Here is a 19,707-nt window from a genome sequence, read left to right as displayed (position 1 = left end):
AGAAAAGAGGATCACTTGTATGTACTATTCAAAAGGAAACTATGAAGCTTTTGCGGATACTAAAAAGCCGGCTGGTGTAGACAAGAAATCTGCTTACATAATCGGTAGTGGATTAGCGGGCCTTTCAGCAGCATTCTTTTTGGTTCGAGATGCTAAGATGTCTGGTGATAAAATTCATATTTTAGAAGAATTGGATGTTGCGGGCGGCTCTCTAGATGGGACTAACCGGCCTAATGCTGGTTTTGTAGTTCGAGGTGGTAGAGAAATGGAAGACCACTTTGAATGTATGTGGGACATGTATCGATCAGTTCCATCATTGCGGATACCAGGAGCTTCTTACTTAGATGAATATTACTGGCTTGATAAAGAGGATCCTAACTCCTCGAATTGTCGATTGATTCATAAGCGTGGTAATGAATTGCCAACAGATGGACTATATCAATTGGGTTCGCATGCTAGTGAAATTGTTAAGTTAGTTTTAACACCAGAATCTGAACTTCAAGGAAAAACAATTGAAGAATGGTTTTCACCTGAATTTTTTGAAACTAATTTTTGGACTTATTGGTCAACGATGTTTGCTTTTGAAAAATGGCATTCTCTTGCAGAGATGAGACGTTATTGTATGCGTTTCATTCACCATATTGATGGTTTACCTGACTTTACTGCCTTGAAGTTTAACAAATATGATCAATATGATTCTATGGTGAAGCCACTACTTAAATATCTAAAAGACCATGGCGTTAAATTTGAATATGGTGTTCAAGTAGAAAATGTATTAGTTGACCATGAAGGAAATGAAAAAGTTGCTAAAAAGATTGTGATGAAGAAGAACGGTAAGCAAGAAGATATTGATTTAACTGAAGATGACATTGTCTTTGTAACTAATGGATCAATTACTGAAAGCTCTACTTATGGGAACCAAACTACGCCTGCGCCAATTACTCATGCTAAGGGTGGATCTTGGAAGTTATGGGAAAACTTAGCTAAACAAGATCCGGCATTTGGTCACCCTGATGTCTTTAGTGAAAATTTACCTGAAAAATCATGGTTTGTTTCTGCAACTACAACGTTAAAGAATAAAAAAGTAGCCCCTTACTTTGAAAGATTGACTAAACGTAGTTTGTATGATGGAAAAGTAAATACTGGTGGAATTATTACGGTTACAGATTCAAATTGGGGTCTAAGTTTTACTATTCACCGTCAACCTCATTTTCCAACTCAAAAGCCAAATGAGATTGTAGTCTGGATCTATGCTTTGTATTCAGATACTGAGGGGAATTATATTAAGAAAAAGGTAGTCGACTGTACTGGACAAGAAATTGCTGAAGAAATGCTTTATCATTTGGGTGTGCCAGAAAGTGAAATTAAAGAATTATCTTCAGAAGAAAATATGAACACCGTTCCGGTATATATGCCTTATATTACTAGTTACTTCATGCCTCGTCATGATGGTGACCGGCCAGCTGTTGTACCAGAAGGATCAAAAAATTTGGCATTTATTGGTAACTTTGCTGAAAGCCCTACTAGAGATACAGTGTTTACTACAGAATATTCAGTTAGAACAGCTATGGAATCTGTTTATACACTACTTAATGTAGATCGAGGAGTTCCAGAAGTTTGGAGTTCTGTTTATGATATCCGGGAATTACTTCGTGCTATGTATTACATGTCTGATAAAAAGAAATTAGCAGACCAAGAAATGCCATTACCGGAAAAGTTAGCTGTAAAAGCTGGTATGAAAAAGATTAAGGGAACATGGATTGAAGAATTGCTTGAAGAAGCAAATCTAATTTAAAGATGTAACAATTTATTTGAATGAGAATTAACAAAAAAGATTATGGTTTGTTTTAAACCATAATCTTTTATTTTGTCTTTTGTGTTGCTTGCTTGAACATAGAGACTAAGCTTTTTCTAAGCAAGGGATCATGAGCATAAAGATAAGTTCCTTTGATTCCCCGCTTAAATAAAACATTTAAAGAATTAAGAACCATTTCTTCTTCAAGAGTTTTGATTTCACGAGGATCAGATAAATCTTTTCTCTTTTTAAACATTTCTACATCAGTTATTTTGTCTAAATTAACACGGATTTTGTTTGTGCCGGGGATTTGGCTGATGGGCGGACCGATAATAATACCAGCATAGTTTAAATCAAATCCCTGACAAGTATATATTGAGCCTACCTCATCAATTGTTTTTGGTATTTCAGCCCAAGGAGTGGCAGTGTAGTTATATTGGTCCCATGGCATTTTGAATTTTCCTTCTTGGATGTAATGTTTGCCTCCATCTAAGGTCGAAGGATAGCCGGATGTAGAAAGAACTCGACTTAATCCTACTTCACAGTTGCGCTTAACGATTTCCTTTCGCATTTTCTCGGCATTATCAAAAATACGAAAGTCATAGTTGCTATTAGCATTAGTAGGGATAGGATCGATGATTTTATGTTTAGTAAATGAATTGAACCAACTAAGTAATTCAGAAGAAGCAGTCATCCTAAATTGATGTTTTAAATGATATTTTTGATGAGGATAGGGATCGATAATTTTTTCTAGGCGATCTTTAGTCCAAAGAGTTTTCATTTTTAGTACTTGATATGGATCAAATACTAAAATCACTACCTTGCTTCTTTTAATAATTTCAGTTAACTGATTTTCATGATAAAAATTATTGTAATGATCTGGCTTAGAAAGAAGTAAGTGCGCTTCATCGATTATAACAATATCAGCGTGTTCATTTTTCTTATCTAATTGATTAATAAAAGTAGTTGGTCTTTGAAAATTTTTCTTTCGCTGATTGTAAAATTAAATTGAACACTTGATAAAAAATAAAAAGTCCATTCGGACCTGTTTGATAGAATGTTAATAACCACAAAAACTTTCTATTGGAGGTCAAAATGGACTCTTTACATTCTACCATGAACCAGCACGTTAAAGGCAAGCATTTATCATTTGAAGAGCGAGTTATTATTCAATTGCGTTTGAAAGATGGCTATTCTTTGCGTGCAATTGCCCGTGAACTTAACTGTTCTCCTTCTACTATCAGCTATGAGGTTAAGCGTGGCACTGTAAAACTGTATCATGGTAAAGTCAAAAAATATAAGGCTACTCAAGGGCATGATGCATATAAAGCTCATCGTAAAAATTGTGGGCGCAAATCAGACTTTCTCAGGAAAGCTCAATTCATGCGCTATGTCCACAAGCATTTTTTTAAAGATGGCTGGTCGCTTGATGTGTGCAGTAATCGTGCTACTGCTGTTGGCGAATTCGCTAGCAGCGATGTTGTCTGCACCAAAACTCTTTATAATTACGTTGATCAAGGCTTATTAGGAATTTATAATTACGACTTGCCAGAGAAGCTTAAACGCAATACTAAGCTTCATCGTATTCGCAAAAATAAGAAAAAACTTGGCAGAAGCATTGAAGAACGTCCTAAAGAGATCAATAAACGTAATGAATTCGGTCATTGGGAATGCGATTTAGTTCTCGGACATAAGAGCAAAGATGATGAGGTACTGCTAACCTTATCTGAGCGTATGAGTCGTGAGTTTTTAATTCTTCGTATTCCTGACAAGACTTCTGTCAGTGTCATGCAGGCCTTTAAAGAACTCCAAAGGCAATACAGCGAACATTGGAATGATATTTTTAAAACCATTACCACTGATAATGGCTCAGAGTTTGCAGATCTTTCCAACCTAGAAAAAGTATCCAATACACTGGTTTACTATGCCCATCCTTACACTTCTTGTGATAAGGGAACAGTTGAAAGACACAATGGTCTTATTCGCAGATTCATTCCTAAGGGAGAAGCAATAGCTAACTATTCTTTACAAGACATCATTAATATTGAAACCTGGTGCAATTCTTTGCCAAGAAAGATACTGGCCTATCATACACCAGATGAAATCTTTGAAAGAGAATTAGATCTAATCTATCAAGCAGCTTAACTAAAAGTGTTCAATTTATTATTGCAATTTGCGAAAATTTTTCTTTAAGAGGTTAGGTAAAGTTCCAGCAATTTGACGATAAACTTTCAAAATCTCTGGATGATTAACAAGAAAATAATTGTTAGTTTGATAAATACTACTAGTTTTATCATGACGTAATTTTTGTATTTGGTAAAACAGGGAAGAAAGAACAACGCTTTTTCCTGTACCAGCCTCGCCATAGATGGTGAAAACAGCGGGAAAGTTCCGATTAATGTGTTGTTTAGTAAAAGAAATAATTTGAGTAATTAGATTTTGTTGTTCTATTGTTAATTTCGTGAAAGGTGAAAGTTTATCAGCTGCATTATTTTGCATATTGTATATCCTTTTTCCAATAAATAAAGAAAAGCCATGAATATTCATGGCTTAATTTATAGAATGAGTTTAATCTTCTTCAAATAATACGCGTGTAGCTTCAGGAACAGAAATGTCTTTTTGAATTGGAGTTAGATTACCGGTTTCAGAGTTTCGACGGTAAAGAGTTGCGTTATTAGTATTTTGATTAGCTACAACTAGGTACTTTTCTGCTTTATCCCAGTTAAAATCACGTGGGAAGGAACCAAAGACAGAAATTCTTTGGGCTAATTCTAGTTTTCCATCATCTAAAACTTTAAAGACAGCAATTGAATCATGACCACGATTAGAAATATAAATAAATTTTCCATCTTTAGAAATTCGAATTGCAGCAGCTCCATTATGATCAGTAAAATCATCCGGGATAGTCTTATATGTTGCTATATCCTCAAATTCCCAAGTGTTTTCATTTAAACGGGCAACATTAACCTGACTAGATAATTCACCAACAATGTACATGGTTTTACCATCTGGTGAAAAGGTAAGGTGCCGAGTACCAAAGCCTTTTTCCATTTGATAGCGTGCTAGGTGTTTTAATCTGTTATCGTCTAACTTATAAAAATCAACAGCGTCGATTCCTAAATCACATGAAACTAAATTACCAGCAGGAGTTTCATCGAAGAAATGTGGGTGAGCCTGATCTTGTTCTACTCTTGGTCCATGACCCTCATGTTTGTCGTTAGTAATGAAGGTTAATTTTCCATTTTTGTCGTAAGAAAACACATTAATAGTTGCTAAGTGATAATTTGCAGTGAAAACTAAATGCTTTTGTGGATCAACACTGATGTAGCAAGGAGCTGCTCCTTTGTGAAAATAGGTATCTAATTTTTCAGCTTCACCATTTTTAATTCTATAGGTAGCAATACCGCTTTGGTCGCCTTTTTGGATGATAGTAAACAATAAATCACCAACTAATTGGAAATACGTTGGTCTTTCAACTTCAACAGTATTTTTAATATTAGTTAGTTTAATATCAGTTCCATCATTTTCAACATTAACAGTATAAATACCTTTTGAGTCATGGCTCGTATAGCCACCAAACCAAACTTTCATAATTTTTATGTTAGCCTCCTGATAAAAACTTTCCATAACATATTTATTTTCTACCTTTTAGTAAGAATAGGCAATCGCAATTAAGTGTTATTGGATAAATAAGTTGATATGGTAAAATTTAATAAAGAGGTTGATAAAAATGAAATGGAATTCTACAATTACTGCTATTGGTTCGGAAGCATTAGATCCAGCAGATAACATCGTAATTTTGTTTGATAATAAAGCTACTGATAAGTTGCGGGATGTTGCTGTATTACAAGGGTTCGATCCAGCAACACCAGTAGAAAAATTTGTCTTTAAAAAAGACGATTCTATCACAATTGATGGTACTACTTATCTAGCCTTATATGTTGGGCCAATGGTTCAAATGAATATGCAAGCTATTGGTCATGCTACTTTAGTATTTACTGATGAAGTTCCAAAAAAGCCAATGACTAATGCTATATATTTAGAAAAAGATTCTAAAGAAAAAATGCCAGAATTTAAGGTAGGCGACTGGATTACCTATGAACATAGATAAGAGGGAAAGCTATGGATGTAAAAAAACATCATCAGAAGAGTAATTTTTTTGTTAAGTGGTTTTTGAACAACCGTTTTAGCATAGCCTTACTTAATATTTTATTGTTCTTCTTGATCATTTTGGTATTTAACCAAATTTCTTTTGTGTTAAATCCTTTTTGGACATTTTTTAATGCAATTTTTCCACCAATTTTAGTTGCATCAATCCAATACTATTTAATGGATCCAGTAGTTGATTGGATGGAGAAAAAATTAAAAGTTCCCCGAATAATTACGATTATTCTACTATTTGTTATCGTTGTAGGAGGATTGATTTGGATCATTAATACTTTGATCCCTATTATTCAGCATCAAACTGATTCCCTAGTAAAGAATTGGCCAACTTATTGGAAAGATGCACAAAAAGGTTTCGAAAAGATGATTCGCGATCCACGTTTAAATGGAGTTCGCGGAGGAATTAATCAAGCTATTTCTGATGCACAAACTAAAATGTTTAAAACAGGTCAGGATAGCTTCAATTTAGCCTTGAGTAACTTGTCATCTGCTGTTAACGTAATTACAATGATTTTTATGACCTTATTAACAGCACCATTTGTTTTATTCTTTATGTTAAAAGATGGTCATCGTTTGAATCCTTATGTGACTAAGTTTGCTCCTAAAAAACTACAACCTAGTTTTTCAAGCTTACTTAGTGATATTAATGGAGCAGTTGCTTCCTATATTCGAGGTCAAATTACTGTTGCCTTCTGGGTTGGAGTAATGTTTGCAATAGGTTATTCAGTAATTGGATTAAATTATGGAATTACATTAGCAGTTTTAGCTGGAATTTTGAATATGATCCCATATTTTGGTACATTTATTGCCTTTATTCCTGCAATTATTTTAGGATTAATCAGCTCTCCAATGATGTTGATCAAAGTCTTAATAGTTTTTGTTATAGAGCAAACACTTGAAGGACGCGTTATTTCACCACTAGTAATGGGAAATAAGATGAATATGAATCCTGTTACAACTATTTTGCTATTAATTGGTGCAAGCGCAGTAGCTGGTTTATGGGGAGTTATTTTTGCCATCCCTGTCTATGCTGTAATCAAAATAATTGTAACCAGACTATTCAATTATTATCGTAAGATTTCAAATCTTTATGATGATGAGTCAATCGAAGATAGTGATACTCAAGGAAGTAAAGAGTAGAATTGAAGATAGAATTAAGCGTGGTACTTGCCATATTACAGGTGCTGCGTTTTTTTACAAGAGGAGTTTTTTATGACAAATCACGTTGTACTTTATGAACCATTGATGCCAGCAAATACGGGAAATATTGCTCGTACTTGTGCAGGTACTAATACAGTGTTAGATTTAATCGAACCGCTTGGCTTTCAAATTGATAATAAAAAAATGAAGCGTGCTGGATTAGATTATTGGGATAAAGTTGATATTAGAATGCATGATGATTTAGAAGCTTTTTTAAATACACTTGGTCCAAATGATGAAATGTACTTAATCTCAAAGTTTTCTTCAAAAAATTATGCTCAAGTAGACTATACGGATCCCAATAAAGATTATTATTTTGTTTTTGGTAAAGAAACAACAGGCTTGCCAGAAACTTTTATGAGAGAATATTATGATAGGAATCTTAGAATTCCTATGTCTGATAATATTCGTTGTTATAATCTATCAAATTCAGTTGCTATGGTTCTGCTGGAAGCTTTAAGACAGCAAGGTTTTCCAAATATGGAAAAGAGCCATCACTATGAAAATGATAAGTTAAAGGATAATTACAATCGTCCTGAACGTTATGAAAGAAATTTAGGAGAGAATTAAAATGGATTTTAAAAATATGACCCCAATCGTAGTTCGTTCTTTTCACTATGATTTAAATGATGAACAAAAGGTGAAAAATGAAGTTAATGTTTCCTTGCGCCAGGTTTATCAAGATTTAGAAGATGGTAGTCAAGATGAAGGTAAGAATGGCAAATATTTCGAAATTGCCGTTCCTTTTGAAGTATCACCTGCTCCAGGTGACTTTACAGTTAGTGGAGTAATTACTAGAGTGGTTCAATTTGTTGACTATTTTGGGGATGGTTCAGATTTAGAACCGTCAGAGTATCAACTACTTTCTAGACCTTTAGTTGAAGAAATTGAAACTTTGACTTATGAAATTACTCAATTAACTTTAGATCACCCAGTTAACCTTAGTTTTAAGTCGAACTTTAACGAGTTAAACAAGGATAATCAAAAAGATAAAGATGACAAATAAAAAGATTGAGAAGGTGTCTTGATGGCTAAAAAACGAAAACGCAGGGCAACAAAAAAGAAAAAAACAACTACTAAAAAGAAAAAGCAAAGTATGGACTGGGTCATTACAGGAATAGTACTTGTTTTAGTAGCAGTTTTAAGTTGCGTTCATTTCGGTTTATTTAGTCAACAACTAATTAATTTAATTCGATTTTTCGTTGGTGATAGCCACTATTTAGCTAGTATTATTCTTGGTTTGTTTGGCTTAGTGATGGTTATTTATAATCAACCCCCGCATTTCAGTTTGAAGCGTGGTAGTGGGTTAGGTGTATTTTACTTAGGCTTACTCCTTTGGGAAAGTTCTCGCGTTTTTAATCAAATGATGATTCATCAAGGATTTGTAAATGCTTTTTTGACATCAATTGGTGAAGAATTTTCCCGGGCGCAGATTACAACTAAGGTTGGTGGCGGCTTTATTGGAAGCATGTTTTATCAACTTGTTTTTCCAATTTTGGGAACCGTAGGATCTGAAGTAATATCTTTGTTGATGATGCTAATCGGTATTTTAATGATCTGTAACGTGAAATTTGCTACCTTGCTGTCCGGTTTTCAAAAAGGTTCACAATTAGTAATTGAGAAAAATAAAGATGCTGGGGAAGCTTTAAAAAGTAAATACAGCGATTTAGTTGAAAAGCATGAGCAAAATAAGCAAGAAAAATTAAATAATCGAGAAAAACTAACCGATCCTTTAGATAATCATGATGATACTTTCCCAAGTATGTCTGATTTTAATAGTGAACCTGCGGCTTCTAATAAAGTTAAGGAAGAAAGCAGTCCAAAATTTGAGCCTCCAATTGAAGTTTCCCAAGAAAGCACTCCGATAGCAACAGAAGTTGAAGATACTTCTACAGATGATTTGCCAGCTTCACATTCTTATGCTGAAGAAGATCAAAAGATGAAACAAGAACTTCAAACTGTTGATCATGGAGATTTAGAGACAAAACAAAGTAGTCAGCCAAAGAATCCCAACTATAAAAAGCCGCCAATTAATTTATTGTCACCTATAAAAAATGTAGATCAGAGTCAAGACAAGGCTTTAATTCAAAAAAATACAGAAGTTTTAGAGTCAACGTTTAAGAGCTTTGGCGTGCATGTTATCGTAAAAAAAGCTGTATTAGGTCCAACGGTTACTCGCTATGAAGTCCAGCCAGCAGTTGGAGTGAAAGTAAGTAAAATAGTCAACTTAGCGGATGATCTTGCTTTGGCTTTAGCTGCAAAAGATATCCGTATTGAAGCTCCAATTCCAGGTAAACCATTAATTGGTATTGAAGTGCCGAATCGAATTACTTCTGCCGTTTCATTTAAAGATGTTATGGTTCATCAAGATGCAAAATCAAAAGAGGTTTCGCTTGATGTGCCGTTAGGCAAAGATGTTGAAGGAAAAGTAATTTCAGCAGATTTACGTAAGATGCCACACTTGTTAATCGCGGGATCTACTGGATCCGGTAAGTCTGTTGCAATTAACACAATTATTACTAGTGTTTTGATGAAGGCTTACCCTGAGGATGTAAAGTTAGTACTAATTGATCCAAAAATGGTTGAACTTTCTGTATATAATGGAATTCCCCATTTACTAATCCCTGTTGTTACAGATGCTAAATTAGCAACGAATGCCTTGCGTAAAACTGTTAAAGAAATGGAAAGACGCTACCAGCTTTTTGCTGCTGGAGGCGTTCGAAATATTACTGAGTACAATCAAAAAGTAGTTGAAAATAATGCTGATAAAAATAATTCAGCAATGGAAAAGCTACCTTATATTGTAGTGATTGTTGATGAGTTAAGTGATTTAATGATGGTTGCCGGGCATGATGTGGAAGATGCAATTGTTCGTTTGGCTCAGATGGCGCGAGCAGCAGGAATTCACATGATTTTAGCGACTCAAAGACCTAGTGTTGATGTCATCACCGGGTTAATTAAGGCAAATGTTCCTTCAAGAATCTCTTTTGCTGTTTCTAGTGGAGTAGATTCGCGAACTATTTTGGATCAAGTTGGTGCGGAAAAACTTCTGGGACGTGGAGACATGCTCTTCTTGCCAATTGGTGCTGCTAAACCTGAACGAGTTCAGGGAGCATATATCTCTGTAACTGAGGTAGAAAAAATAGTATCCTGGGTAAAGGAACAACAAGAGGCCGTATATAACGAAGATATGATTCCTTCGAAAAATGATTCTGAGGGTCAAGCTGAGAATGAAGATGAGCCTGAAGATGAATTTTATGATCAGGCAGTAGCCTTAGTGAGAAAGCAACAATCAGCTAGTGTTTCTATGCTTCAACGTAGATTTAGAATTGGATATAATCGAGCTGCAAGAATTGTAGACGAAATGGAAGCTAAAGGAATTGTCGGACCATCCGAAGGATCAAAACCTAGACAAGTACTTATTCCACCAGAAAAGGACGATGACCAGTAATTATGACAAATATTAGAATTGACCATAATTTAAAATTTAAAACAGCCACGTTGGGCTGTTTTTTACGTTTACCTTTAGATAAAAAAACACTGGCATTAGCAAATATCTTAGCTTGCATGCAGAGCAATGCCACTAAAGAATTTCCGGGTATAAACTTACAGGCAAAAACTTTTTCTAACCTTTATAATACGAGTTTGCAAGTTTTTCCTGAAGTATTTGGAAATCAAATCGTAGTTTTTTATACTATAAATTTCGTTGAACCACGTGAAATCTTAGATCCGGACTATAATTATAAAGTAATAATGGATGCCCTCTTTAAGGTGGTAAAAGAGCCTCTTTTTGATGGTCAATTATTAGAATTAGCAAAAAGGCAACTCGAACAAGAAAGAAAACAATATTATGAGTTGCCGGCGAATGTTTCTTTAAGCGGATTTTTTAATACCTGGTATCGAAATATGCCTAGTTACCAAGATAGTGTTTTTGGGGATGAAAAGACACTCAAAAACGCTAGTTTAGAAGAAATTAAGTCATTTTTTAATACGTTGAAAAATGCTCCAGCTTTTTGTTTAGGACAAGCACAAGATCCCGATAGCTTAACTGACTTAGTTCAAACACAACTTGATTGGCCTGGCTATTTTGATGATTTTGTAGTTTCTACATTGTCTCTTCCTGCAGAAGAAAATCCAATTGAAAGAGAGATACAATTTAAGAGTGAACAAGCACAGCTTTTAATTGGGTATGGGTATGATCAATCTCTTCCAATATATTTAAAACAATTTGGTGGATTATTTTTAGGAGAATATCTTGCTGGGGATGAGTCGTCTAAGCTCTTTACTGAAGTTAGAAAAAAACTAGGAGCAGCATATGCAATTGATGCGACTAATTATCTCAATAATTCTCTATTTTTAATTAGTACAGGAATTTCTAAAGATAAAATAGCAGCTGCTTCTAAAGCAATTAAAATGGGTGTAAAAGCAGTACAAGATGGAAAAGTGAATGAAGGAATTTTCTCTAAGGCTAAATCTGCCTTAAAGCGTAACTACCAAATTAGTACTGATCGGCAAGATTTGATTTTGATTCAGATGCTAGCCAATGCTCTAAGAGGGCGTGACTATACTTTTGTACAGAGAATTGCTGATGTTGATCGCTTTAAGATAGATAAATTAATTGAATTCAGCCAAAAATTATACTTTAACGAAAGCTATTGTTTAAAATGAAAAAATTAGATGTAACAACTAGAGATTACAAGTCTGGATTTCGTGCAAAAGTAATTAGGAGACCACTTTTTGCACAAAAGTTTATGGGAATAATCGTAGATTTTGGTGGCAGTGATCCTCAAAAATTATGTGGTGGAGCACATTTTTTAGAGCATAAATTATTTACTAAAAAAGATGGTGACATTTCGCAACGTTTTGAAGAACTTGGAGCTTCGACGAAAGCGTTTACTACCTATAATGAAACAGTGTTTTATGCGAGCTTTACTGAACATTGGCGTCAGGTTTTACCATTAATTTTTGAATTAGTCGGAACAACGCATTTCACCAAAAGCAATGTTGCTAAAGAATCAAAAATTATTGCTCAAGAATTAGCGATGTATCAAGACGACCCCAATTGGCAAGTAAATTATGAATTAATGCAAATGATGTTTCCGAAAACAAGTTTGGCAGAAGATTTAACCGGTACAAAATCTAGTTTGAAAAAAATGACGCCAGAAATTTTACAAGAAATTTATGACAATAACTATGTTAGTTGCCGGATGGAATTTGTTGCTTGTGGTGGATTCAGCGAAAACCAAACTAAAGAAATTTTACGTGAGGTAGGGAAACTTGAGAGTAAATATTTAATTTCTAAAAAAGTTGCACCTAAAAAATTATCCATTGTAAATTCTCAAAAAGAGCATAATAAAATTATTGCATCCGATTTAATTACGTCTAGGGTCGGTATAGGAATAAAACTACCTGACTTTAAAAAAGTAGGTTTGAGGAATAGCACAGCACAAAGTATTTTTGAAATGATGCTTCAAGCAAAGCTAGGAGTAACTAGTCCTTGGTTTGAAAAGATGCAAAAACAAGGTATTCTAAATTCACCAATGGAGCTGCAGGTCTCATATACTACTGCGGGTAATTTTGCTACAATTATCGGCGCTTCTAGTAAGCCAGATTTGTTTTTAAAGAATATTAAGAGCCAACTTTTGGAAGTTCCTGTTACGGAAGAGTCCTTTGTATTTCAAAAAAAGGAAGCATTGGCACAGACTATTAGAGAATTTGATGATCTTAGTACAATTGCTATTGAAGAAGCAGAATATGGACTTGAAAATGACAATTTTAATTCGGCAGCTCAAGCAATTCAATCTTTAAGTTTTAATGAATTTTATACAGCTGTTGAAAATATATTGGATAAAAGTGATATATTTACTACAACTTTAAAAGGTAAAGAGGAAGCTAACTAAATGAAGCGTGCAATAATTTTCGGAGCAACTGGTGGAATAGGAAGAGCTATTGCAGAAAATATGGCTGAAAATGGCTGGTCTTTATATATTCATTACAATCATAACCAACAAGAAGCCGGTAAAATGGTACAGGAATTCATTGAAAACTATCCAGACCAAGAATTTTTTTCATTAAAATTAAATTTTTTGGCTGAAGATGATGTAATTAAAAAAATAATATCAAATCTCTTACCAATAAGTGCTGTAATTTTTACACAAGGAATCACTAATTATCAATTTCTTGGAAGTCAAGAATTAGATGAAATTGAGAAGATTATCCAAATTAACTTATTAGCTCCGATAAAGATAACTTCCCTTTTAGAATCCCAGCTTTTAAAGCAGGCACATGGCCGAATAATATTTATTGGATCTGTGTATGGAGGACAAGCAAGTGCGCTAGAGAGTGTGTATAGTGCCAGTAAAGGTGGATTATCAAGCTTTGTACAAGGGTATGCACGTGAGGTAGCATCGGCTAATTTAACTGTAAATGTGATTGCTCCTGGAGCAGTTGATACACCAATGAATGCAATTTTTGATGCTGAAACTTTAAATGAAGTTAAAAATGAAATTCCTGCAGGAAGATTGGCAGATCCGAAGGATATATCTTTTTGGGTAGAAAATTTGCTTGATGAACGTTCAGACTATTTAACTGGACAAACTATTTATGTCGATGGTGGCTGGCTTGTTTAATGGTCGATTAGTTTGGTATACTCATATTTGAATTATTGCAAAAAGTTGAGAGGATATTATGGCAGATATTGGAGATAAATTACGCAGTGCTCGTAAGGCAAAGGGCATGTCAATTGAAGATGTAGAAAAAATAACTAAGATTCAGCGTCGATATCTTACAGCAATTGAAAATGATGATTTTGATCAATTACCGGGAGATTTTTACGTTAGAGCCTTTATTAGGCAATTTGCTGATGTTGTTGGTCTTAACGGCAAGGAATTATTAGCAGATTATAAATCTGAAGTACCTGAAGCAAAACCAGAAGAATATGTTGAAAATTCAATCGACAATAAGAGCGAAAGAATTAAAGAGACAACTAATAGTCGTAAGGGACTATGGCGTAACTATTTACCTCAAATTGCAACAGTAGTTGGTGTTGTTCTAGTAATTCTAGTAGTTTATATTGTTTACACTCGCTTCTTTACTGGAACCAATCAACAGTCAGCAAATCAAGCTGAGAATGTAACCGTTTCTTCTCATATCAAATCTTCAAAATCTAAAGCTTCATCAAAGAAGAAATCAACTCCAAAAACTACAACCTCAGAAGTTAAAATTTCTAGTTTAGGTAATAATAGTTACCGTGTTAGTGGATTGAAGAGTGACCGAACTTTAACTTTAGGAACCACTAAGAATGATGTTTGGGCACAAATTTTAGTAAATGGTTCTTCTGTTTGGCAAGGAACTTTGAAAGCTAATGAGAAGCACTCAGTTCAATTACCAGAAAATGTAAACAATGTTTCTGTACAAATGGGGAATAGTGTATCAACTACTTTGACTTTAGCCGGTAAGAAGGTAAATGCACATAATGCAACTAATCCAGCTTTACCAATGACAATTAGATTTACATTTGCTGGACAGAGTAATCAAAGTAGCCAAAGTAGTAGTACTCGTCAAAGTAGTGCAACTACTCAAAGTTCAACTAATAATGTAAATAATCAAACACAACAAAACCAACAAAATCAAAATACACAAAATGGCCAAACTACTCAAAACAATACGCAAAATACGCAGAACACACAAGGTCAAACTAATACTACCCAAAATAATGGAGGTCAAAGTAACCGTTAATGAATTTACCAAATAAATTAACTATGTTTAGAATTTTCATGATTCCAGTTTTTATGCTAGTCTTAATCTTTAATTGGCCAGCAGGTAGTGCAACTTTCTTAGGAGCACATATTTATTGGTCTCATGTGTTAGCAGCTGTAATTTTTGCAGTGGCATCAATAACTGATTTTTTGGATGGACATATTGCTCGTTCAAGAAACTTAGTTACCAACTTCGGAAAATTTGCTGATCCATTAGCAGATAAAATGCTAACGATGACAGCTTTTGTATTTTTAATTTCATTAAATTTAGCGCCTGCATGGGTAGTAGCTATTATTGTTTGTCGTGAATTAGCCGTCACTGGTTTACGTTTGATTTTGGCTGAAAATAAAGGCCAAGTTTTAGCAGCAAAAATGCCAGGTAAAATTAAAACTACGACTCAGATGCTCTCGATTATTTTCTTATTGCTTGGTGATGTGTACTATATTGGTACAATCTTATTGTACATTTGCTTAATCTTTACTATTTACTCTGGTTACGATTACTTTAAGCAAAGCGGCGACGTATTTAAAGGTGAAATTTAAGATTAAAAGAAGCAGAGATGCTTCTTTTTTTTGAAAAAAATTAATAAAAAATGCGTAATAAAAAATAGAGAAATATAATATTGAACGCTAGTTCGTATTTTTCTTGCTTTTAGGTAGTCAAACCAAGTATAATTATTATAAATGGAATAAGGAGGAAGAGATTTGGCTAAAGATGATAAAAAGAAGGCTTTAGACATTGCCTTAAAGAAGATTGAAAAAGACTTTGGAAAAGGCGCAGTGATGCGCATGGGTGAAAAAGTAGACACTCAAATTTCCACTATTCCTTCCGGTTCACTAGCTTTAGATGCAGCTCTTGGAGTTGGTGGCTATCCTCGTGGACGAATTATTGAAGTATATGGACCAGAAAGTTCTGGTAAAACAACTGTGGCTCTTCATGCTGTTGCAGAAGTTCAGAAGCGTGGAGGAACGGCAGCTTATATCGATGCGGAAAATGCGATGGATCCTGCTTATGCCGAAGCATTAGGTGTTGATATTGATTCCTTAATTTTATCTCAACCAAACACTGGTGAAGAAGGTCTGCAAATTGCAGATACGCTTATTGCGAGTGGTGCAATTGATATCTTAGTTGTGGATTCCGTGGCTGCGTTAGTACCAAGAGCCGAAATTGACGGTGACATGGGAGATTCACATGTTGGTTTACAAGCCAGATTAATGAGTCAGGCTTTACGTAAACTCTCAGGAAATATCTCTAAAACTAAAACTATTGCTGTTTTCATTAACCAAATTCGTGAAAAAGTTGGGGTTATGTTTGGAAATCCAGAAACTACTCCTGGTGGACGTGCTTTGAAGTTTTACTCTACGATTAGATTAGAAGTACGTAGAGCAGAACAAATTAAACAAGGATCAGACGTAATTGGTAACCGAGTTAAATTAAAGGTTGTAAAAAATAAAGTTGCTCCTCCATTTAAAGTGGCAGAAGTCGATATCATGTATGGGAAAGGAATTTCTCAAACTGGTGAGTTAATTGATATGGCTGCTGATAAAGATATCATTAAGAAAGCTGGCTCGTGGTATTCATATGGGGATGATCGCATTGGACAAGGCCGCGAGAATGCTAAGCAATATCTAGAAGAGCATCCTGATGTTTACGAAGAAGTAAAAGAAAAAGTTCGTGAAGCTTATGGAATTGATGCTAAAGCAATTGAAGAACGAGAAAATCCTGAAAAGGTAAAACAGGACAAGGAAGTACCAGTAAACAAAGATGCTTCCGATGAAAAAAAATAATCGACAGATACAGTTAAACCTTGGCTTTTAGAGGCCAAGGTTTTTTGTATGATTGACATCACTTCCGGATACTTTTATTATTAATAATGTGTGAAATAATTCTATAAAAAAGGCGATAGTAAAAATATGGTAAATACAATTTTAGTTCCTGTTGCTGTCGCTATTGTTTCTGTCTTAGTTGGAGGTTGTGCTGGCTATAGTATCCGTAAAAATAAGTGGGAAACTCAAGCACAGAATGCAGCCCATGATGCAAAACACATCTTGGCAGATGCAGAAAGTAAAGCTAAAGCTGTAGAAGCTGATCTTGCTTCACAAAAAGAAGCAATGAAGAAAGCTGCAGCAGATGCAAAAAAAGAAAAAATTCTGGAAGCACAAGAAGAAATTCATCATTATCGCGAAAGAGTGGATAATGAACTTAATGAACGACGTCAAGAGGTTTCTAGACAAGAAAATCGCTTACTGCAACGTGAAGATGCTATTGATCATAAAGATAGTTTGTTGGATCAAAAAGATTCACAACTCACACAGAAAGAAAACCAAATTAAAAAATTGCAGGCTCAAGTTCTAGAAAAAGAAAATAGAGCCGATCAATTAGTGACCGAGCGAGAGAAAAAGCTCTATGAAGTTGCAGAGTTGAATCAAGAAGATGCTAAAAAGATCGTTTTAGATAAACTTTCAGACCAATTGGTTAAGGAAAGAGCAGAAATGATTGAAGAAAGTAATCAACTTGCTAAGGCAAAAGCAGATCATTTTGCTCGTAAAGTAATTGTTGATGCAATTCAAAGTAGTGCAGCCGATACGGTTTCTGAAAAAACTGTTTCAGTTGTTAATTTACCAAGTGATGATATGAAAGGTCGTATCATTGGCCGTGAGGGTAGAAATATCCGTTCATTTGAGGCTTTAACTGGTGTAGATGTAATCATTGATGATACTCCAGATGTAGTAGTCTTAAGTGGTTTTGACCCAATTAGACGTGAAATTGCAAAAAGAGCTTTAGAGCGTTTAATTAAAGATGGTCGAATTCATCCAGCGCGGATAGAAGAAATGGTTGATCGTGCTCGTAAAGAAGTAAATGATGATATTTACGAAGCTGGTGAAAGTGCCTTAATGGAACTTGGTATTCATAAGATGCATCCAGAATTGGTAAAGATTTTAGGACGCTTAAAGTATCGGACGTCTTATGGACAAAATGTTTTATCTCATTCTATTGAGGTCGGTAAATTAACAGGTGTGATGGCTGCTGAACTTGGTTTAGACGAAAAAATAGCGGTACGCGCAGGATTATTACACGATATTGGGAAGTCAATTGATCATGAAATTGAGGGTTCCCATGTAGAAATTGGTGTTGAACTTGCACGAAAGTATCATGAACCAGATTTGGTTGTGAATGCAATTGCTGCTCACCATGATGATGTTCCTAAGTTATCCTTTATTGCAGAGTTAGTTGTAGCTGCTGATACGATTTCTTCAGCTCGACCAGGTGCTAGAAGTGAATCTCTAGAAAACTATATTCGTCGACTAGAACAACTAGAAACGATTGCAAAGGGACACATTGGTGTAAAACAAGCATATGCAATTCAAGCAGGACGTGAGATAAGGGTAATGGTTGAGCCAGATAAGATCTCAGATGCTCGTACTACTATTCTTGCTCATGATATTAGAAATCAAATTGAACAAGATATGGAATATCCTGGTAACATTAAGGTTACGGTTATTCGAGAAAAACGTGCTGTTGCAATAGCTAAGTAAAGACGAATCTTTAAGATTCGTCTTTTTTGTTTACCGCTTTATTGTGTTTATATTGGGGTGTAGGTATAATGAAAAAAAGAAGTTTAAGAAAGTAGATTGTTATGTTTCAAACAATTGTTAAAATATTCTTATTAGTAATTATTACTGCTGCTATAACTCCTTTTATTAGAAAATTAGCTTTTGTATTAGGTGCAGTTGATAATCCAAATGCTCGTCGCATCAATAAAAAGCCAATGCCTACTATTGGTGGATTAGCAATATTTGTAGCTTTTAATATTGGAGAATTTGTCTTATTACGGAAGGATTTTCCGACTCATGAACTTTTTTCAGTATTATTGGCATCCAGTGTTATTATCTTAACTGGTTTGATTGATGATATTTTAGAATTAAAGCCGAGACAAAAAATGTTTGGGATTTTTGTTGCATCCCTGGTTGTATATTTCTTAGCTGGAATTAAAGTAAGAGAGTTAAGCTTGCCATTTTTAGGCCATATTCAACTAGGTTGGTGGAGTTTTCCCCTTACTATTTTTTGGATTCTTGCCTTAACAAATGCTGTCAATCTTATTGATGGTTTAGATGGTTTAGCTACCGGTGTCACCTTAATTTCTCTTGTAACAATGGGAATTGTTGGTTTCTTCTTTTTAAAGAGTTGGCAACACTATGTTCCAATTATGTGTATTATGTTAGCAGCTTGTTTATTGGGCTTTTTACCTTATAATTTTCATCCTGCAAAGATATTTTTGGGAGATACAGGTGCTTTATATATTGGTTTTATGATTTCCGTCCTATCGTTAAAAGGATTAAAGAATGTAACTTTTGTGTCATTATTAGTTCCAATTCTTATTTTGGGTGTTCCGATTACTGATACAGTTTATGCAATGATTAGGCGAAAATTAAATAAAAAAAATATATCTCAAGCTGATAAACATCACTTGCATCATCAATTAATGCGAATGGGATTATCCCATCGTCAAACTGTGTTAGCTATTTATGGAATTTCACTTATTTTTTCTTTTGTTTCATTGCTTTCATTAGTGTCTCCTCGCTGGGGGATCTGGTTATTGATTTTAGGTCTGTTATTCGCAGTTGAGCTTTTTGTTGAAACGATCGGATTATTAGGCGAAAAATATAAACCACTTCTGCATTTTCTTCAACACACTATTAATAAAATGGAACGTGCAGATCCTGAAGTAAAAGTGAGACGATTAAATAAAAAGAATACAAATAAAAAAGATTTACGTTAAAACAACGTAA

The 19,707-nt window shown here is 34.5% G+C and carries 16 protein-coding genes and 2 pseudogenes; 15 read left to right on the top strand and 3 right to left on the bottom strand.

What is annotated here, in order from left to right:
• The first annotated feature begins 19 nt into the window (after positions 1–19).
• Positions 20–1,795, top strand: coding sequence for an oleate hydratase (locus H0I41_RS06775; protein WP_127835937.1), 1,776 nt, complete (start codon positions 20–22; stop codon positions 1,793–1,795).
• Between the two features lie 67 nt (positions 1,796–1,862).
• On the opposite strand, the pseudogene H0I41_RS06770 reads toward H0I41_RS06775, so the two are convergent.
• A pseudogene (locus H0I41_RS06770) lies at positions 1,863–2,783 on the bottom strand (DUF2075 domain-containing protein); the annotation flags it as partial.
• Between the two features lie 107 nt (positions 2,784–2,890).
• Between H0I41_RS06770 and H0I41_RS06765 the strand changes: the two are divergent.
• Entirely contained in the window at positions 2,891–3,940 is a 1,050-nt protein-coding gene (locus H0I41_RS06765) for an IS30-like element ISLjo1 family transposase (RefSeq protein ID WP_011161461.1), read from the top strand.
• Between the two features lie 27 nt (positions 3,941–3,967).
• Here the strand turns inward: H0I41_RS06765 and H0I41_RS06760 are convergent.
• Positions 3,968–4,294, bottom strand: a pseudogene (locus H0I41_RS06760) (DNA/RNA helicase domain-containing protein); the annotation flags it as partial.
• A gap of 69 nt (positions 4,295–4,363) precedes the next feature.
• Positions 4,364–5,386 (bottom strand): lactonase family protein, encoded by a 1,023-nt coding sequence (locus H0I41_RS06755; RefSeq protein WP_011161752.1) that lies wholly within the window; start codon positions 5,384–5,386, stop codon positions 4,364–4,366.
• Positions 5,387–5,525: 139 nt separating this feature from the next.
• Between H0I41_RS06755 and H0I41_RS06750 the strand changes: the two genes are divergently transcribed.
• The 13 genes from H0I41_RS06750 (at position 5,526) to H0I41_RS06690 (ending at position 19,697) form a co-directional block, all read left to right on the top strand.
• Complete coding sequence (locus H0I41_RS06750) at positions 5,526–5,906, top strand: PTS glucitol/sorbitol transporter subunit IIA (protein ID WP_004897739.1); 381 nt, start codon at positions 5,526–5,528, stop codon at positions 5,904–5,906.
• A gap of 11 nt (positions 5,907–5,917) precedes the next feature.
• On the top strand, positions 5,918–7,099 hold the full coding sequence (locus H0I41_RS06745; protein ID WP_135014508.1) for an AI-2E family transporter: 1,182 nt from the start codon (positions 5,918–5,920) through the stop codon (positions 7,097–7,099).
• A gap of 72 nt (positions 7,100–7,171) precedes the next feature.
• On the top strand, positions 7,172–7,729 hold the full coding sequence (locus H0I41_RS06740; protein ID WP_004893849.1) for a tRNA (cytidine(34)-2'-O)-methyltransferase: 558 nt from the start codon (positions 7,172–7,174) through the stop codon (positions 7,727–7,729).
• A 1-nt stretch (position 7,730) separates the two neighbouring features.
• Entirely contained in the window at positions 7,731–8,165 is a 435-nt protein-coding gene (locus H0I41_RS06735) for a DUF1149 family protein (RefSeq protein ID WP_004897736.1), read from the top strand.
• 21 nt (positions 8,166–8,186) lie between these two features.
• Positions 8,187–10,610, top strand: a complete 2,424-nt coding sequence (locus H0I41_RS06730; protein WP_135014507.1) for an FtsK/SpoIIIE family DNA translocase — start codon at positions 8,187–8,189, stop codon at positions 10,608–10,610.
• Positions 10,611–10,612: 2 nt separating this feature from the next.
• On the top strand, positions 10,613–11,827 hold the full coding sequence (locus H0I41_RS06725; RefSeq protein ID WP_135014506.1) for a M16 family metallopeptidase: 1,215 nt from the start codon (positions 10,613–10,615) through the stop codon (positions 11,825–11,827).
• Complete coding sequence (locus tag H0I41_RS06720; RefSeq protein WP_135014505.1) at positions 11,824–13,059, top strand: M16 family metallopeptidase; 1,236 nt, start codon at positions 11,824–11,826, stop codon at positions 13,057–13,059. The genes H0I41_RS06725 and H0I41_RS06720 overlap by 4 nt, the downstream gene beginning before the upstream one ends.
• The gene (gene ymfI, locus H0I41_RS06715) at positions 13,060–13,788 is read left to right on the top strand and encodes an elongation factor P 5-aminopentanone reductase (protein WP_011161757.1); all 729 of its coding nucleotides are present in this window, start codon (positions 13,060–13,062) and stop codon (positions 13,786–13,788) included.
• Positions 13,789–13,846: 58 nt separating this feature from the next.
• On the top strand, positions 13,847–14,896 hold the full coding sequence (locus tag H0I41_RS06710; RefSeq protein ID WP_135014504.1) for a helix-turn-helix domain-containing protein: 1,050 nt from the start codon (positions 13,847–13,849) through the stop codon (positions 14,894–14,896).
• The gene (pgsA, locus tag H0I41_RS06705; RefSeq protein WP_011161759.1) at positions 14,896–15,459 is read left to right on the top strand and encodes a CDP-diacylglycerol--glycerol-3-phosphate 3-phosphatidyltransferase; all 564 of its coding nucleotides are present in this window, start codon (positions 14,896–14,898) and stop codon (positions 15,457–15,459) included. The genes H0I41_RS06710 and pgsA overlap by 1 nt, the downstream gene beginning before the upstream one ends.
• 162 nt (positions 15,460–15,621) lie before the next feature.
• Positions 15,622–16,704, top strand: a complete 1,083-nt coding sequence (recA, locus tag H0I41_RS06700; protein ID WP_004897730.1) for a recombinase RecA — start codon at positions 15,622–15,624, stop codon at positions 16,702–16,704.
• Positions 16,705–16,830: 126 nt separating this feature from the next.
• Positions 16,831–18,453, top strand: coding sequence for a ribonuclease Y (gene rny / locus H0I41_RS06695; protein WP_004897729.1), 1,623 nt, complete (start codon positions 16,831–16,833; stop codon positions 18,451–18,453).
• 101 nt (positions 18,454–18,554) lie between these two features.
• The gene (locus H0I41_RS06690; protein WP_011161760.1) at positions 18,555–19,697 is read left to right on the top strand and encodes a glycosyltransferase family 4 protein; all 1,143 of its coding nucleotides are present in this window, start codon (positions 18,555–18,557) and stop codon (positions 19,695–19,697) included.
• Positions 19,698–19,707: the final 10 nt, after the last annotated feature.

It is taken from the genome of Lactobacillus johnsonii (assembly GCF_014058685.1).
Taxonomy (GTDB): domain Bacteria; phylum Bacillota; class Bacilli; order Lactobacillales; family Lactobacillaceae; genus Lactobacillus.
This window is presented reverse-complemented; position numbering and strand designations above follow the sequence as displayed.

Excerpts from the sequence above, each read along its gene's own strand:
- H0I41_RS06775 (WP_127835937.1), top strand. The coding sequence starts at position 20 with ATGTACTATTCAAAAGGAAACTATGAAGCTTTTGCGGATACTAAAAAG.
- H0I41_RS06765 (WP_011161461.1), top strand. The coding sequence starts at position 2,891 with ATGGACTCTTTACATTCTACCATGAACCAGCACGTTAAAGGCAAGCAT.
- H0I41_RS06755 (WP_011161752.1), bottom strand. The coding sequence starts at position 5,386 with ATGAAAGTTTGGTTTGGTGGCTATACGAGCCATGACTCAAAAGGTATT.
- H0I41_RS06750 (WP_004897739.1), top strand. The coding sequence starts at position 5,526 with ATGAAATGGAATTCTACAATTACTGCTATTGGTTCGGAAGCATTAGAT.
- H0I41_RS06745 (WP_135014508.1), top strand. The coding sequence starts at position 5,918 with ATGGATGTAAAAAAACATCATCAGAAGAGTAATTTTTTTGTTAAGTGG.
- H0I41_RS06740 (WP_004893849.1), top strand. The coding sequence starts at position 7,172 with ATGACAAATCACGTTGTACTTTATGAACCATTGATGCCAGCAAATACG.
- H0I41_RS06735 (WP_004897736.1), top strand. The coding sequence starts at position 7,731 with ATGGATTTTAAAAATATGACCCCAATCGTAGTTCGTTCTTTTCACTAT.
- H0I41_RS06730 (WP_135014507.1), top strand. The coding sequence starts at position 8,187 with ATGGCTAAAAAACGAAAACGCAGGGCAACAAAAAAGAAAAAAACAACT.
- H0I41_RS06725 (WP_135014506.1), top strand. The coding sequence starts at position 10,613 with ATGACAAATATTAGAATTGACCATAATTTAAAATTTAAAACAGCCACG.
- H0I41_RS06720 (WP_135014505.1), top strand. The coding sequence starts at position 11,824 with ATGAAAAAATTAGATGTAACAACTAGAGATTACAAGTCTGGATTTCGT.
- ymfI (WP_011161757.1), top strand. The coding sequence starts at position 13,060 with ATGAAGCGTGCAATAATTTTCGGAGCAACTGGTGGAATAGGAAGAGCT.
- H0I41_RS06710 (WP_135014504.1), top strand. The coding sequence starts at position 13,847 with ATGGCAGATATTGGAGATAAATTACGCAGTGCTCGTAAGGCAAAGGGC.
- pgsA (WP_011161759.1), top strand. The coding sequence starts at position 14,896 with ATGAATTTACCAAATAAATTAACTATGTTTAGAATTTTCATGATTCCA.
- rny (WP_004897729.1), top strand. The coding sequence starts at position 16,831 with ATGGTAAATACAATTTTAGTTCCTGTTGCTGTCGCTATTGTTTCTGTC.
- H0I41_RS06690 (WP_011161760.1), top strand. The coding sequence starts at position 18,555 with ATGTTTCAAACAATTGTTAAAATATTCTTATTAGTAATTATTACTGCT.